This window comes from Gellertiella hungarica (genome assembly GCF_014197145.1).
GTDB classification, from domain to species: domain Bacteria; phylum Pseudomonadota; class Alphaproteobacteria; order Rhizobiales; family Rhizobiaceae; genus Gellertiella; species Gellertiella hungarica.
Window position 1 is genome coordinate 30,155 of sequence record NZ_JACIEZ010000015.1, and the last position, 16,378, is coordinate 46,532.

The following is a 16,378-nucleotide window of genomic DNA, read 5'->3' on the forward strand; positions in this document are numbered from 1 at the left end:
CTCTTGAAGTGGGGGGGAGTCACACTCTATGTAAGGACGAGGACTTCTTTTTTTGATTCCCTGCCGTCGCGGGCGTCGGGGAAAGCATGACAAAGGACGGATATGCGAAATCCAGTTGATACTGCCATGGCCCTTATCCCCATGGTCGTTGAGCAGACCAACCGCGGCGAAAGATCCTACGACATCTATTCGCGGCTGCTCAAGGAACGAATCATCTTCATGACCGGTCCGGTCGAAGACCACATGGCGACCCTCGTCTGCGCGCAGCTCCTCTTCCTCGAGGCGGAGAACCCGAAGAAGGAAATCGCCCTCTACATCAATTCTCCGGGCGGTGTCGTCACTGCCGGCATGGCGATCTACGACACCATGCAGTTCATCAAGCCGGCCGTTTCCACGCTCTGCGTCGGACAGGCGGCCTCGATGGGCTCGCTTCTGCTCGCCGCCGGCCACAAGGACATGCGCTTCGCAACGCCGAATGCCCGCATCATGGTGCACCAGCCCTCGGGCGGCTTCCAGGGCCAGGCTTCGGATATCGAACGCCACGCCCGCGACATCCTGAAGATGAAGCGCCGCCTGAACGAAGTCTACGTCAAGCATTGCGGCCGTACCTACGAGGAAGTGGAACAGACGCTCGACCGTGACCATTTCATGGATGCGGACGAAGCCCTCAACTGGGGCCTCATCGACCGCGTTCTGACCTCGCGCGCCGAGATCGAAGGCGACGCCGGCTAAAATGTTCCGGGCGAGGGGGCTGCGCCACAGTTCCCGCCCAATTGTTGTCCAAGGGAGGAAATTCTCTTCCTTGTTGTATGAAGAGTTTCGATTAATGCTATGTTGAATGATCTAACATAGCATGATCCCGTAAAGGGCCCCCGCGGCCAGGGACTGGATGTTCCGAGTTCACGGTCAAGGCTTTTGTCGGGTTTCGGTCCAAGAGGGAGGCAAGACGCCCCCTTCAAGGACGGACCAAGAAAGACCGTAATCCGCCTGACAAGTCGGATCCTCGGCGTGCTGGAAGGAATGTGAACATGAGCAAAGTCAGCGGTAACAACGGTGGGGACTCCAAGAATACCCTCTATTGTTCTTTCTGCGGCAAGAGCCAGCACGAAGTCCGGAAACTGATTGCCGGACCGACCGTCTTCATCTGCGATGAATGCGTCGAATTGTGCATGGATATCATCCGCGAGGAGAACAAGTCCTCGATGGTCAAGTCGCGGGACGGCGTGCCGACCCCGCAGGATATCATCAAGGTTCTGGATGAATATGTCATCGGCCAGAAGCAGGCCAAGCGCATTCTCTCCGTTGCCGTGCATAACCATTACAAGCGTCTCGCCCATGCCTCCAAGGGTGGCGATGTCGAACTGGCGAAGTCGAACATCATGCTCGTCGGCCCGACCGGCTGCGGCAAGACCTATCTCGCCCAGACGCTCGCCCGCATCATCGACGTGCCCTTCACGATGGCCGATGCGACGACCCTGACGGAAGCCGGCTATGTCGGCGAGGACGTCGAGAACATCATCCTGAAGCTGCTCCAGGCCGCCGACTACAATGTCGAGCGCGCCCAGCGCGGCATCGTCTACATCGACGAAGTCGACAAGATCAGCCGCAAGTCCGACAACCCGTCGATCACCCGTGACGTATCGGGCGAAGGTGTGCAGCAGGCCCTGCTGAAGATCATGGAAGGCACCGTTGCCTCCGTGCCCCCGCAGGGTGGCCGCAAGCATCCGCAGCAGGAATTCCTGCAGGTGGACACGACGAACATCCTGTTCATCTGCGGCGGTGCATTCGCCGGCCTGGACAAGATCATCTCCGCCCGCGGCGAGAAGACCTCGATCGGCTTCGCAGCGACCGTGAAGGCTCCGGAAGACCGTCGCGTCGGCGAAGTGCTGCGCGATCTCGAGCCGGAAGACCTGGTGAAGTTCGGCCTCATTCCCGAGTTCATCGGTCGTCTGCCGATCCTGGCAACGCTCGAGGACCTGGACGAGGATGCGCTGATCCAGATCCTGTCCGAACCGAAGAATGCACTGGTCAAGCAGTATCAGCGCCTGTTCGAGATGGAAGACGTGGAACTGACCTTCCACGAGGACGCCCTGCGCGAGATTGCCCGCCGGGCCATCATCCGCAAGACCGGCGCCCGCGGCCTCCGTTCGATCATGGAGAAGATCCTGCTGGATACCATGTTCGACCTGCCGGAACTGGACGGCGTGCGCGAAGTGGTCATCTCGGAAGAGGTGGTGCGTGGTGCTGCCCGTCCGCTCTACATCTATGCCGACCGCGTGGACGAAAAGGCAAACGCCTCGGCCTGACCGAACGATGCATCCGAATGTCAGAGGGCCCGCTTCAAGCGGGCCCTTTTCGTTTCAGGCCGCGGGAAAAAGTGACACAGGGCGAAACCTTTCGGGAGCACTTGCCGTCCGCAAAGCGTTAGTCCTGTCGTGACGAGAGATGCTCAGTCCGCTTTTGATTGTTTGCGTCTGGCGCCACAAAGGTTAAAACAGTGACTCGGGGTGCGATCCGTTGATGCCGCGATCGCCGTGCGGGGCGGTTGGCTTGGCAAGCCACACGTTAGCTCCCGGTCATAGGCTCTGGTTCTGGCAAATGAGATGCGCCGTTCCCGGGCCGTTGCTCCTCCGAGACAGGGCAGGGCCGCCTTGAAATCGTGAGTGCTAATCTCCACTTGTGGAGCATCTAGGAAAGGCCGAGGCGCCCGAGGGCGCCGACGGATTGAAGCCCCTCCCGGGGCTTTGGAAAGGAACAATGATGACGAAAAAAACGTCTGCTGCAGGTGAGCGTGCCGCCTATCCGGTGCTGCCACTCCGCGACATCGTGGTCTTCCCCCATATGATCGTTCCGCTGTTCGTCGGGCGCGAGAAGTCCATCCGCGCGCTTGAGGAGGTCATGGGGTCCGACAAGCAGATCATGCTCGCCACGCAGATGAATGCGGGCGATGACGATCCGTCGCCGGAAGGCATCTACAAGGTCGGCACCGTTGCCAACGTCCTGCAGCTCCTGAAGCTGCCCGACGGCACGGTGAAGGTGCTGGTGGAAGGCCGCGCGCGCGCCAAGATCCACGAATATTCCGATCGCGAGGAATTCTACGAGGCCTATGCCGACATCCTCGAAGAGCCGAAGGATGATCCGGTCGAGGTCGAGGCCCTGAGCCGCTCCGTGGTTTCGGAATTCGAAAGCTACGTCAAGCTCAACAAGAAGATCTCGCCTGAAGTGGTGGGTGCCGCAAGCCAGATCGAGGATTACTCGAAGCTGGCCGATACGGTCGCATCGCATCTGTCGATCAAGATCACCGAGAAGCAGGAGATGCTGGAAACCACCAGCGTCAAGGCTCGCCTCGAGAAGGCGCTCGGCTTCATGGAAGGCGAGATCTCGGTTCTCCAGGTGGAGAAGCGCATCCGCTCGCGCGTCAAGCGCCAGATGGAGAAGACCCAGCGCGAATACTACCTGAACGAACAGATGAAGGCGATCCAGAAGGAACTCGGCGACGGCGAGGACGGCCGCGACGAGATGGCCGAACTGGAAGAGCGCATCTCCAAGACCAAGCTTTCGAAGGAGGCCAAGGAAAAGGCCGAAGCCGAAATGCGCAAGCTGCGCCAGATGAGCCCCATGTCGGCGGAAGCCACCGTGGTGCGCAACTATCTGGACTGGCTGCTTGGCCTGCCGTGGGGCAAGCGCTCGAAGATCAAGACCAACCTGCTGAACGCCGAGAAGATTCTCGAAGAGGATCATTTCGGTCTCGACAAGGTAAAGGAGCGCATCATCGAATATCTGGCCGTACAGGCCCGTTCTTCGAAGTTGAAGGGTCCGATCCTGTGCCTCGTCGGCCCGCCCGGCGTGGGCAAGACCTCGCTCGCCCGCTCGATCGCAAAGGCAACCGGCCGCGAATACATCCGCATGGCGCTTGGCGGCGTGCGTGACGAGGCAGAGATCCGCGGTCACCGCCGCACCTATATCGGCTCCATGCCGGGCAAGGTGCTGCAGTCCATGAAGAAGGCCAAGAAGTCCAACCCGCTCTTCCTGCTCGACGAAATCGACAAGATGGGCATGGATTTCCGCGGCGATCCGTCCTCTGCGCTGCTCGAGGTGCTCGATCCGGAACAGAACTCGACCTTCATGGACCACTATCTTGAGGTGGAATACGACCTGTCGGACGTGATGTTCATCACCACGGCCAACACGCTCAACATTCCTGCCCCGCTGATGGACCGCATGGAGATCATCCGGATTGCGGGTTACACCGAGGAAGAGAAGCTGGAAATCTGCAAGCGCCACCTTCTGCCGAAGGCGATCCGCGAGCATGCGCTCCAGCCGAAGGAATTCTCGGTTACCGACGAAGCCCTGATGGAAGTCATCCGCGCCTATACCCGTGAGGCCGGTGTGCGCAGCCTGGAGCGCGAGCTGATGAAGCTCGGCCGCAAGGCAGTCACCGAAATCATCAAGGGCAAGGTGAAGTCCGTCGAGGTGACGGCCGAGAACGTCAAGGATTTCCTCGGCGTTCCGCGCTATCGCCATGGCGAGGCCGAGGGCGAGGATCAGGTCGGCATCGTGACAGGTCTGGCCTGGACCGAGGTCGGCGGCGAACTGCTGACGATCGAAGGTGTCATGATGCCCGGCAAGGGCCGCATGACCGTGACCGGCAACCTGAAGGACGTGATGAAGGAATCGATTTCCGCAGCGGCCTCCTATGTCCGCTCGCGCGCCGTCGATTTCGGCATCGAGCCTCCGCGCTTCGACAAGTCCGACATCCACGTGCACGTGCCTGAAGGCGCGACCCCGAAGGACGGTCCGTCCGCCGGTGTCGCCATGGCAACGGCCATCGTCTCGGTCATGACCGGCATTCCGGTCCGCCACGACGTCGCGATGACGGGTGAAATCACGCTGCGCGGCCGTGTCCTGCCGATCGGCGGCCTCAAGGAAAAGCTCCTTGCAGCCCTTCGCGGCGGCATCAAGAAGGTGCTGATCCCCGAGGAGAACGCCAAGGATCTGGCCGATATTCCGGATAACGTGAAGAACAATCTGGAGATCGTGCCTGTGTCCCGCATGGGCGAGGTTATCCGCCATGCCCTGGCCCGGGTGCCTGAACCGATTGAATGGGACGGCACCGTCGAGACCCCGGTAATCGCTACGGTTGAAGGGTCGGATGACGCCGGCCAGACCATCGCGCACTGAACGACGGACCGGGTTTTGGACCTGATCTACACAGAAAACTGAGGAAAGGGCCGGCTTCATGCCGGCCTTTTTTGTGAAAATGCGCCTGAAACGCTTGCATTTCGGGGTATTGCAGGGCTTTTGAGTTGCGGCGAGCAGGAGCTTTCGTATTCTGCGCCCGATGCATAATTGAGTCGTTTCAAACCATTGAAAGGGGTGGAAACATGAACAAGAATGAACTCGTCTCCGCAGTGGCCGAAAAGGCCGGGCTGACCAAGGCTGATGCAGCATCTGCCGTCGATGCGGTATTCGAAACCGTACAGTCCGCTCTGAAGGCCGGTGGCGACGTCCGCCTCGCCGGTTTTGGCAGCTTCACCGTTTCGCGCCGCGAAGCCTCCAAGGGCCGCAACCCGTCGACCGGCGCCGAAGTCGATATTCCGGCTCGTAACGTTCCGAAGTTCACCGCAGGCAAGGGCCTGAAGGACGCCGTCAACAGCTAAGGCCATTGACGCCCCGGGGCCCCTGGGCTCCCGATATCAACGGCACGCCAGCCTGACGAGGTTGGCGTGCCGTTTCCATTTGCGGCGGCAGCTCGGCCTCTGTCGCAAAACCGTAAGCTGGCTGTCATGTCCGTGACATCCGCATCGCGCACTTAGCACGGGTCAAATCGAAGGAAGCAGGAGGTTTCCATGATCCGTGGTTTCAAGCGCATGACGTTGACGACGGCGCTTCTCGCAACGTCCGCGCTCGGCCTTTCCGCCGAACCGGTATTCAACCGCATCGCCAGTTTTCCGGTTGCCGCAAACCTGCCCGAGGGCAGCGATTCGAAGACGGTGACCTCGGCGGAAATCGTGACCGCAAGCGACGATGGCAATACGCTCGTCTATTCCGACAGTCCGCTGGGGGCGATCGGCTTCATCGACATCACCGATCCGCGCGCTCCGAAGGCGCTGGGTGCCCTGAAGCTCGATGGGGAGCCTACCTCCGTCGCTGCGCGTGGGGCAAAGGTTCTGGCGGCCGTGAATACGTCCGCATCGAAGGCCAAGCCGTCCGGCAAGCTCGTGACGGTCGATCTCGCGACCCGCAAGGCGGAGGCAGCCTGTGAGCTGGGCGGCCAGCCGGATTCGGTAGCCATCTCGGCTGACGGCCGCTTTGCCGCCATCGCCATCGAGAACGAACGGGACGAGGACGTGAATGACGGCGATCTGCCCCAGATGCCTGCGGGCGATCTGGCGATCGTTTCGCTGAAGGACGGTGCCGCCGATTGCGGCGCGATCCGCCACGTCGCACTCACGGGCCTGGCCGCTGTCGCGGGCGATGACCCGGAGCCCGAATTCGTAGCGATCAACGGCAAGGGCGAAATCGCCGTGACGCTGCAGGAGAACAACCACATCGTCATCGTCGACGGCCCGTCGGGCAAGGTCGTCAGCCACTTCTCCGCCGGCTCCGCAAGCCTCGACAAGGTGGACGCCCGGACCGACGGCCGCCTCGATTTCTCCGGTACGCTCGAGGAAACGCCGCGTGAGCCCGACTCGATCAAATGGATCGGCGATGACCGTCTGATTGTGGCCAACGAGGGCGACTGGAAGGGCGGGACGCGGGGCTTCACCATCTTCGACCGCAGCGGCAGGGTGCTGCATGACTCCAGCAATGGTTTCGAGGTTGCCGCAGCACTCGCAGGCCACTATCCGGAAAAGCGCGCCGGCAAGAAGGGGACCGAACCGGAGGGTCTCGAAATCGCCAGCTTCGACGGCAAGCCCTACGGCTTCCTGCTGGCAGAGCGGGCGTCTCTGGTCGGCGTCTACGATCTTTCGGGCGAGGAGCCGAAGCTCACCCAGCTCCTGCCGTCCGGCATTTCTCCGGAAGGGGCGGTAGCCATCCCGTCGCGCAACCTTCTGGTCACCGCCAACGAACTCGACCTTGTGGAGGACGACGGTGCCCGCAGCCATGTGATGATATATGAGCGCGCCGAAGGTGCGCCGCGCTATCCCATGCTTGTTTCTGCGCTCAAAGACGGCCAGCCCATCGGCTGGGGCGCTCTTTCCGGTCTTGCCGCCGTGCCGGAGAAGCCGGGCCAGCTCTACGCCGTGAGCGACAGCGTTTATGGCATGGCACCCGCCATCTACACCATCGATGCCGCGAAGAACCCCGCCGAGATTACGGATGTCCTTCCGGTCAGGCGCAATGGCGAGCCGGCCCAGAAGCTGGATGTGGAAGGCGTGGCGGTCGATGGAGACGGCTGGTACTGGCTGGCCTCGGAAGGCAATGCGGAGAAGCTCGTGCCGCACGCCCTCTATCACGTGAACCCGAAAGGCGAGATCAAGGAAGAGATCGCGCTGCCGAAGGAACTGCTCGCCCAGGAAACCCGCTATGGCTTCGAAGGCGTGGCCGTGACCGGCTCCGGCGATGACACGGTGTTGTGGATGGCCGTCCAGCGCGAATGGAAGGACGATCCCGAGGGCATGGTGAAGCTCGTTTCCTACAAGCCGGCCTCCAGGGAATGGGCTGCCGTTCGCTATCCGCTGGAGAAGACGGAAGAGGGCTGGGTCGGTCTTTCCGAGCTGACCATTCATGGCGAACATGCCTATCTGATCGAACGGGATAACCAGATCGGCGACAAGGCCCGCCTGAAGAAGCTCTTCCGCGTTGCTCTGTCTGAGCTGAAGGGCGCTCCGATCGGCGGCGAGCTGCCGGTCGTGCGGAAGGAGGAGGTCGCCGATCTTCTGCCCGCCCTGAAGGCCACGAACGGCTATGTGGTGGACAAGCTCGAAGGCTTTGCCTTCGATGCGGCCGGAAAGGCCTATGCGGTGACCGACAATGACGGCGTGGACGACAGCTCTGGCGAAACGCTGTTCTTCCCCGTGGATCTTGCCACGCAGTAAGGCCGGGAATGTTTTTCCGGGAAGGGCGGCTCTTGTGGCCGCCCTTTGCCGTTGTGAACGCTGCGTCCGTCGCAACCTGCCTTGTCTGCCTTGCGGCAATGCATTACGAATGGTCCTGTTCTCAGGGCGGGGTGAAAGTCCCCACCGGCGGTAAAGGGGGTAGCCCCATAGCCCGCGAGCGCCTCTTCCCGAATGGGGGGAGGGTCAGCAGATCCGGTGCGATTCCGGAGCCGACGGTGAAAGTCCGGATGAAAGAGAACGGGAAATGGCGCCGCATGCCGAGGCTGTCCCGTGAAGGGTCGGGCCGGGGCCGCGGTCCGGACTGACGCACCTTGGTTCTCCGTGAAAGAGGCTGGGTCGTCTTCTGCGCTTGTCCCCGTGCGTCCTGATTTGTGTCAACCGGTTCCAAGGGAACGAACATGAATCAGAGCCTGACATCCTTTACCCGCTCCCCGGCCTTTCGCGGCGCGGCTTTCATGATCCTCGCGGGCGCTGCCTTTGCCGCGCTCAACACGATCACCCAGCACCTGACGATGAATCTCGGCCTCAGCTCCACATCGGATGCCTTCTGGCAGTATTTCCTCGCGCTGTGCTTTTCCGTGCCGCTTCTGGCGCGCTCCGGCTTCGGCTCGCTGAAGACCCGCCATCCCTATACCCATGTCGCTCGCGTGGTGCTTTCGGTGCTCGGCGTGCAGGCATGGGTTTTCGGCCTGGCGCATGGGGTGCAGATCTGGCAGGCGATCGCCCTGGTGATGACCTCGCCCTTCTTCGTGACGGCGGGTGCGGCGCTTTTCCTCGGCGAACGGGCGGGCAAGGAGCGCTGGCTGGCAACGGCGGTGGGCTTTTCCGGCGCCATGATCATCCTTCAGCCATGGGCTGGCGGCGTTACGCTGGCCGCCATAGCCCCCGTTGCGGCGGCGGCTCTCTGGGCGGGGGCTTCGCTGCTGACGAAGAGCGTTCTGGCCAAGGACAGCTCCGGCACGGCAACGCTGTGGCTTCTCATCCTGATGTCGCCCGTCAATGCGGGCTTTGCCCTCTGGGGTGGCTTCCAGTGGCCGCAGGGCGCCGTTCTCGGCTGGCTGGTCGTGTCCGGGCTGCTGATGGTCGGCGCGCAGTATTTCCTCGCCAGGGCCTATGAATCGGCGGATGCCGCCTATGTGCAGCCCTTCGACGATCTGAAGCTGCCGCTCAACCTGCTCGCCGGCTACATGGTCTTCGGCTATGCGCCGGAAGGGCCGCTCTGGCTGGGCGCGGCGATGATCCTCGCCGCTTCCCTCTTCATCCTGCTGGCGGAACGGCGGGCGGAGGCGAGGCTCTCCGCCGCCTGATGTCCCTTTACCAGCGATGGTGGACGTGCGGCGCCACCAGCCGGTCATAGATTTCCCGGGCCGCCGTCATCACGTCGATGGAGAGCGGCTCGAGATCGGCGGCCGCGGCATTGGCTCTGGCCTGTTCGGCATTGCGCGCGCCGGGGATGACCACCGTCACCGCATCGTTCATCAGGATCCAGCGGAGCGCAAAGGCGGCCATGGACGCGCCGGCCGGAACCAGCGCGCGGATTTCCTCCACCGCCTGCAGGCCGACCTCGAAGGGCACGCCCGCAAAGGTCTCGCCCACATCGAACTGCTCGCCGTTCCGGTTGAACAGGCGGTGGTCGTCGGCTGCGAAGGTCGTCTCGCGGGTGATCTTGCCGGACAGCAGGCCGCTGGCGAGCGGCACCCGTGCGATGACCGCGACATCGTTCATCTTTGCGCCCTCGAAGAAGAGCTGGGCCGGCCGCTGGCGGAAGAGATTGTAGATGATCTGCACGCTGGCGCAGTTCTGGTACTCGATGGCCTTCAGCGCCTCCTCGACCCGCTCGACGCTGACGCCCCAGGCCTTGATCTTGCCCGAAGCCACCAGCTCGTCCATGCCGTCGAACAGTTCGGGGCGATAATAGACGTCGGTCGGCGGGCAGTGCAGCTGCACGAGATCGAGGCAGTCCATCTCGAGATTGCGGCGGCTGCGCTCGATGAAGGCCTCGATATTGGCCTTGGTGTAACCGTCCGCCACATGCGGGGAAAGCCGGCGGCCCGCCTTGGTGGCCACCATCGGGCGTGGCCCGGAGCGCGATTTCAGCACCTCGGCGATGATCTTCTCCGAGCGCCCGTCGCCATAGACATCGGCGGTATCGATGAAGGTCATGCCGGCATCGAGCGCCGCATTCAGCGCATTCCGACCGTCGGCCTCGCTCACCTCACCCCAGGCACCGCCAATCTGCCAGGCGCCGAAACCCACTTCGGACACGGTAAAGGGAAGGCGGCCAAATTGATGCTGGCGCATGAAAAACTCCTCGCTGACTTGAAACCCTGCCACGGAACCGCGGCAATCCTCCATATCAGCATCCCGCGAAAAAGGGGAGCGCAAAGCAAAAGCCCCGCGGCGATCTTCGCGCGGGGCTTTTGGGATTTCACACGGTGCATCAATAGAACATCAGGTCCTTGTCTTCGGTATAGACAAGGGTTGCATACCGGGCAAATCGGGTTTCCCCAAAGCCCCACTTGACGTCATGTCCATCTGAGAGTTCAGCGCACACCTCGAAACGACTGCGCTCCTTTAGCACGGAGCCATCTTCGTTATACGTCACGAAGTGTCCATCATCCTTCATTTCGGCGACCAGTTTTCCGTCTTTGCTCATCACTTTATACGGCTCAATCTTGTACTCGCCGTTATCGCGCTTGCTGATGTGGCCAATGCCAATCGTATCACCGAGCATGGAAAGGCGGCCCTCGGTGTATTCAGGTTTGTTGAAATTCTTTATGGTCGATCTTTCGTCGTCAATGTAATTGTTGATTATGCGAGCCACAGAGGGGTCTATATCTTGTCGGCTTTCATCTATATTATTGATATCGTGATAGTAGATATTGTATTCCGTGACAGTGCCTACGAGCATCGACGTTAATTTCTCAGCGTTTTCTACTTCTTTTTGCCAGCCGGTTTTCTCTGAATTATTTAGTATGGTTGCTTCAATTACCTTTCCGTTATAAATTGCATCTTTACCAAAAGCATTCAGGCCGCTGATTTTCCGTTCGATGATCCTGAAAGCCTCATTCCCGAAATCCTGGGCATAGCGTGCGTAGCCGCTGATATTGGAGGTCCCCATGGTCTGCTGCTGTTGCGCCGAAAAGGCGTCGATTTCTTTCGCGGACAGCTGCTGATATTTTGAAGGGTTGGCCAATATGGGATTGCGGAAGCCTGGAGACTTGGCATCACCCTCCTGGGCTTCTTTCGGTTTTGACTCGGCCGGAGCCTTCGGTGTCGAAACACTGCTGCTCTTCGCCTGATTTACAATGTTGAGAATCTGGTCCGCAGAACCCTTCTCCTGGCCAGTGGTGCCACCCTGCCGCAACAGCAGCAAGCCGGTATTCATCGATTTCGATATGGCAAGCATGGATGACTACAGTGAAATTGATTCGAATAATATAAAATACTAAATTTAAGTTGTTAATGGAATGTTGATGATATTTTCTGCAGTGGGGGGTACTGGCGGCGAAGCCTCTGCGGTGGCGATCGTAGTCAAGTAGCTCACAACAGGCGTTTACAACCCCGCATCAGAACTCAATCCATTTAAAATCAGTAGAGATCCAGCTCTTTGTTTTCGGCATAACGGAGCGTCGCGTATCTTCCCAATAACAATACCCAACTCCGTACGTCCGCTCGGAGCAAACGTCGAAACGCGGGTGTCACCGTCGACCTTTCCATTACCACTGCGCAGAATACCGGTGCTGCCGGCATGGATACACTGAGCGGTTTCGAGAATGTCAGCGGAACGAACTACGACGACGTTCTGACTGGCGATGCCGGCGTCAACCAGCTTTACGGCTGGTCGGGCCGCGACACGCTGAACGGCGGGCTTGGAAATGACATCCTGACCGGTGGCTTCGGTGCCGACCGCTTCGTGTTTTCAGCCAATGGCGGGCGGGACAGGATAAGGGATTTCTCTATTGCACAGGGAGACAAGATTGTCCTGAACGCCGCAAGCTTCGGTCTTGCCGCCAATGCCAGCATTGCGGATTATTTGGTGATCGGTACGGCCGCGCTCAAAGCGGATCACGGCTATCTTGTCGCAAACGACAGGGGTGTCTGGTGGGATGCGGATGGCAGCGGGGCAGGGGCGGCGCAGCAGCTGGTGCAGGTCGACACCGCCATTGCCGGACTGAACGCCAGCCAGTTCGTCTTTGCCTGAACCCGAGCGGCAAATGAAAACGCCCCGCCGCGTGGCGGGGCGCCGGTATGGGCGAGCTGAAAGCGCGAGGCAGGCTTCACGCCCCCTCGAAACCCTGCAGAACGCCGACGGCATTGACGGCGATTTCGGCAACCGCATAGCCGCCTTCCATCACGAAGAGGGTCGGCAGGCCGAGCTTGGCGATGCGGGCGCCGATGAGCGGGTAATGCTCGGTCTTCAGCCGGAACTTGCTGATCGGGTCCTTCTCGAACGTGTCGACGCCGAGGGAAACCACCACGACATCGGGCGCGTAGTCGGCGAGCTTGCGGCAGCCGTCCTCCAGCGCTTCCGACCACCGGTCCCAGCCGGTGCCGTGGCGCATCGGATAGTTGATGTTGAACCCTTCGCCGGCGCCTTCGCCGCGTTCGTCGGCAAAGCCGAGGAAATAGGGATACTCGTCGTTCGGGTCACCGTGGAGGTTGATGACCTGCACGTCGCCGCGGCGGTAGAAGATTTCCTGCGTGCCGTTGCCGTGGTGATAATCGACATCGAGGATCGAGACGCGCTTTGCACCCTTGTCCAGGAACCACTGCGCGGCCACCGCTGCATTGTTGATGAAGCAGTAGCCCGCCATGAAATCCGAGCCCGCATGGTGGCCCGGCGGACGGCAGAGCGCGAAGGCGGACCGCTCTCCGGCGTTGACGAGGCCAGCCGCCGTCAGGGCCACGTCATGGGAGGACTTGATGGCATCCCACGTGCCCTTCACGAAGCCGATGCCGGCATCGAAGGAATAATAGCCGAGCTGCGCATCGAGATGCTCGGGGATGACATCCTGCCGAAGCCCGCGCGTCGGCCAGGTATAGGGAAGCGCCGTGCCATCGCGCCCCAGCGCCGTCCAGCGATCCCAGACGGTCGGCAGGAAATCGAGGTAATTCTGCTTGTGCACCCGGGCGGCGGTCGAAAGATCGTGTTCTTCGGGCGCGAGGATGGGGCCAAGCCCCGTTTCCTTCAACCGCTCATGTATGAATTCCGCCCGCGAGGGCATTTCGAATGCCGGCACGATCGCCCCGGCGACCAGCTCCACATTGCCGGAGTGACCCATGTGGCGCGGCGAATAGACTGACTTCATGATTGCTCCCAATCGATGGAACGATGTGAGGCCCCCTCATCCGCCTGCCGGCACCTTCTCCCCGGTGGGGAGAAGAGATCCGGAGCGGCGGCCGCATACTCCCTCCTCTCCCCATCGGGGAGAGGGTGGCGCGCAAGCGCCGGGTGAGGGGGCGGCACGGATGAAGGCCTGCTTCTGAAAACCGGAAGGCCCCTCCCCACAAGGGGGAGGGGAATCTCGCCCTTACTTCTGCAGTTCGGTCCAGATCTTGGTGTAGATTTCCTGGGTGGCCGGATCGCACATCTTCATGAGGTCGACCTTGTCCTTCATGTCCTCGGGGACGGTCAGTTCCGGCGCGCCCTTCATGTCTTCGGGCATGAACTTGTCCGAGCCGGCAATGCCGTTCGCATAGCGGGCGAAGGCGGAGATCATGGCGGCGTTTTCCGGATCCATGATGAAGTTCTGGAAGAGCTTGGCGTTCTCCACGTTCTTCGCGTCCTTCAGGACCACGACGTTATCCGACCAGGAATTGATGCCTTCCTTCGGGTAACCGTACTTGATCGACGGCTTGGCGAGGCGCTGGCGCAGGGCAGAGCCGTTCCAGTCGGAGGTCGCGGCATAGTCGCCGGCCGTCATCTTCTCGACGGTCGAGTATTCCATGGCGATCCAGTTCGGCTTGGAATTGACCAGCGTGTCGCGGACCTTCTTCAGCAGTTCCTTGTCGTTGTCGCAGATCTTGCCGCCGTTCCATTTGATGGCCGCATAGATGACGTCGTTCATTTCCGGAACCACGTTCACCTTGCCCTTCAGCTCCTCAGGCGTATCGAAGATGATGCCCCAGGTGTTGATGTCGCCCTTGTAGACGTCGGTATTCACCGAAACGCCAACCGTGCCGAGCTGCCACGGAACGGAATATTTGCGGCCGGGGTCGAAGTCGGGGTTCTGCCATTCGGGCGCGATGTTCTTGGCGTTTTCCATCTGTCCGGGATTGGTTTCCAGCAGCAGTCCCTCGGCAATCCAGGTCGGGATGAAGGACTGGGAGGGCACGGCGATGTCGAAGCCGTGGCCGCCGGCACGCACCTTGGCAAGCGCGGTGTCGTTCGAGTCATAGTCGGTGACCGTCACCTTCACATTGTACTTCTGCTCGAACTTCTTGATCAGGTCCGGGCTGGTATAGTTGCCCCAGTTGTAGATGTTGAGTTCGCCATCGGCGGCCGCGAAGGTCGCGGAAGCCATCAGCGCAGCCAGCGCCAGCGCAATCGATCCTGTTTTTTTCATGGTTCGGTTCCTCTCTGTTATGATCAGGCTTGTTTTCGGTTGACGAAGAAGAAGATGGTCACCACCGCTACGGAGAGCAGCAGGAAGACCGTCGATATGGCGTTCATCTCCGGCGTGATGGAGCGGCGCAGCTGGCCGAGCATGTAGGTCGGCAGCGTATCCTGCCCCGCCATCTTCACGAACTGGGTGATCACCACGTCATCGAGCGAGATGACGAAGGCGAGCATCAGACCGGCCAGGATGCCGGGCCAGAGCAGCGGCAGCGTCACGTATCGGAAGGCCTGGAAGGGCGTTGCGTAAAGGTCGGCCGCGGCCCGCTCCAGCGTTTCGTCCATGTTTTCGAGACGTGCCCGGATGGGCAGATAGGCAAAGGGCACGCAGAAGGCCGTGTGGGCGGCAATCAGGTAGCCGAGGCCGGAATAGCCGGTCCATTGCTTGATCTGCGCGAAGAAGATCAGCAGCGCGACGGCCGTCACGATTTCCGGCACCATCAGCGGCAGGTTGATGAAGGCATATTTGAAGGTGAGGCCCCGGTAGGGCTCGGTGCGCGTCGTGGCGATCGCGGCCAGCGTCGCTGCGGCCGTCGACAGGATCGCAGCCACTGCCGCGATCTGCAGCGAACGGATCGACGTGTCGATCACGAGCTGGTTTTCCGCGGCCTTGGCAAACCAGCGCAGCGAAAGCCCCTGCCAGTCCGAGAGCGAATTGCCCGCATTGAAGGCAAATACCACCAGCACCGCAATCGGCAGATAAAGCGCGAAGAAGCAGAACAGCGCGATGAAGGTGAAGCCGCTCTGGTGGCGGACCGAGAAGCTCTTCTTAGCCATGGGCGCCTCCCTTCTGGCTTCCCGCATTGCGGACATAGGCCAGCATGGCGATCATCACGATGGCCATCAGCGTGATGGACAGCGCCGAGCCGAGCGGCCAGTTGCGCCCTTGTCCGAACTGGAGTTCGATGAGGTTCCCGAGCATCATGTTCTTGCCGCCGCCCAGGATGGAAGGCGTGACATAGGCGCCGAGCGAGGGAATGAAGACGAGGATGGAGCCGGCGATGATCCCCGGCTTTACAAGCGGAATGATGATCTTCCACAGCACCTGCCGCGGCGTTGCGTAGAGGTCGTATCCCGCTTCCACGAGCCGGAAGTCGATCTTCTCCATGCTGGCGTAGAGCGGCAGCACCATCAGCGGCAGGTAGACATAGACCATGCCGGCGAGGATGGCCCCGTCGGTGAACAGCATCTGGATCGGCGAGGAGATGATGCCGAGCCGCATCAGCACCGTGTTGATCAGGCCCTCGTTGCGGATGATCTCCAGCATGGCGAAGGTGCGGATGAGGATGTTCGTCCAGAAGGGAATGGTGATCAGGAACAGCCACAGTTCGCGGGTGCGCTCGGGCCGCGTCGCGATGAAATAGGCGGTCGGGAAGCCGAAGAAGAGGGTCACCAGTGTCGTCACTAGCGACAGGCCGACAGACCGGTTGAAGATGGTCAGATGGGCGCTGGCGATCGAGACGGTATCGTCGAAGATGTCGCGCTCGAAGGGCACGCTGAACCAGGCTTCGGTCGAGAAGATCCACTTCACGTTACCGTAGTCGCCGGGTGTCAGGAAGGAATAGACCACCACGATGAGCAGCGGGCCGGTGGCGGCCAGAAGGATGATGAGCAGGGCAGGGGCCGAAAGCAGCCAGCGATTGCGTATCCGCCGCTGCCGTTCACTTTCGATGAGATCGGTTCCGGCGCTCATGGG

The 16,378-nt window shown here is 61.0% G+C and carries 13 protein-coding genes and 1 riboswitch; of the genes, 7 read left to right on the top strand and 6 right to left on the bottom strand.

What is annotated here, in order from left to right:
• Positions 1-102 precede the first annotated feature (102 nt).
• The 6 genes from GGR23_RS21460 to GGR23_RS21485 all read left to right on the top strand — a co-directional run bounded on the left by GGR23_RS21460 (position 103) and on the right by GGR23_RS21485 (position 9,370).
• Positions 103-732, top strand: a complete 630-nt coding sequence (locus tag GGR23_RS21460; RefSeq protein ID WP_183368380.1) for an ATP-dependent Clp protease proteolytic subunit — start codon at positions 103-105, stop codon at positions 730-732.
• A gap of 296 nt (positions 733-1,028) precedes the next feature.
• On the top strand, positions 1,029-2,306 hold the full coding sequence (gene clpX, locus GGR23_RS21465; protein WP_183368381.1) for an ATP-dependent Clp protease ATP-binding subunit ClpX: 1,278 nt from the start codon (positions 1,029-1,031) through the stop codon (positions 2,304-2,306).
• Between the two features lie 454 nt (positions 2,307-2,760).
• Positions 2,761-5,181, top strand: coding sequence for an endopeptidase La (gene lon, locus GGR23_RS21470; protein ID WP_183368416.1), 2,421 nt, complete (start codon positions 2,761-2,763; stop codon positions 5,179-5,181).
• A 203-nt stretch (positions 5,182-5,384) separates the two neighbouring features.
• Complete coding sequence (gene hupB / locus GGR23_RS21475; protein WP_183368382.1) at positions 5,385-5,660, top strand: DNA-binding protein HupB; 276 nt, start codon at positions 5,385-5,387, stop codon at positions 5,658-5,660.
• A 189-nt stretch (positions 5,661-5,849) separates the two neighbouring features.
• Positions 5,850-8,042 (top strand): esterase-like activity of phytase family protein, encoded by a 2,193-nt coding sequence (locus GGR23_RS21480; RefSeq protein WP_382340837.1) that lies wholly within the window; start codon positions 5,850-5,852, stop codon positions 8,040-8,042.
• A gap of 113 nt (positions 8,043-8,155) precedes the next feature.
• Positions 8,156-8,306, top strand: a riboswitch (FMN riboswitch).
• Between the two features lie 155 nt (positions 8,307-8,461).
• Complete coding sequence (locus GGR23_RS21485; RefSeq protein WP_183368383.1) at positions 8,462-9,370, top strand: DMT family transporter; 909 nt, start codon at positions 8,462-8,464, stop codon at positions 9,368-9,370.
• Between the two features lie 7 nt (positions 9,371-9,377).
• Here GGR23_RS21485 and GGR23_RS21490 read toward each other — a convergent pair whose 3' ends face one another.
• Both GGR23_RS21490 and GGR23_RS21495 read right to left on the bottom strand, forming a co-directional pair.
• A complete protein-coding gene (locus GGR23_RS21490) occupies positions 9,378-10,364 on the bottom strand; it encodes an aldo/keto reductase (protein ID WP_183368384.1) in 987 nt (328 codons plus the stop codon).
• A 139-nt stretch (positions 10,365-10,503) separates the two neighbouring features.
• On the bottom strand, positions 10,504-11,472 hold the full coding sequence (locus GGR23_RS21495) for a hypothetical protein (protein ID WP_183368385.1): 969 nt from the start codon (positions 11,470-11,472) through the stop codon (positions 10,504-10,506).
• Positions 11,473-11,814: 342 nt separating this feature from the next.
• Between GGR23_RS21495 and GGR23_RS21500 the strand changes: the two genes are divergently transcribed.
• Entirely contained in the window at positions 11,815-12,267 is a 453-nt protein-coding gene (locus GGR23_RS21500) for a calcium-binding protein (protein WP_183368386.1), read from the top strand.
• A gap of 76 nt (positions 12,268-12,343) precedes the next feature.
• Here GGR23_RS21500 and GGR23_RS21505 read toward each other — a convergent pair whose 3' ends face one another.
• The 4 genes from GGR23_RS21505 to GGR23_RS21520 all read right to left on the bottom strand — a co-directional run bounded on the left by GGR23_RS21505 (position 12,344) and on the right by GGR23_RS21520 (position 16,375).
• Positions 12,344-13,375, bottom strand: a complete 1,032-nt coding sequence (locus tag GGR23_RS21505; RefSeq protein ID WP_183368387.1) for a histone deacetylase family protein — start codon at positions 13,373-13,375, stop codon at positions 12,344-12,346.
• Positions 13,376-13,597: 222 nt separating this feature from the next.
• Positions 13,598-14,632, bottom strand: coding sequence for an ABC transporter substrate-binding protein (locus tag GGR23_RS21510; protein WP_183368388.1), 1,035 nt, complete (start codon positions 14,630-14,632; stop codon positions 13,598-13,600).
• 23 nt (positions 14,633-14,655) lie between these two features.
• Positions 14,656-15,459: an ABC transporter permease gene (locus GGR23_RS21515; RefSeq protein WP_183368389.1), complete on the bottom strand. Its 804-nt coding sequence runs from the start codon at positions 15,457-15,459 to the stop codon at positions 14,656-14,658.
• On the bottom strand, positions 15,452-16,375 hold the full coding sequence (locus GGR23_RS21520) for an ABC transporter permease (RefSeq protein ID WP_183368390.1): 924 nt from the start codon (positions 16,373-16,375) through the stop codon (positions 15,452-15,454). The genes GGR23_RS21515 and GGR23_RS21520 overlap by 8 nt, the downstream gene beginning before the upstream one ends.
• Positions 16,376-16,378 lie beyond the last annotated feature (3 nt).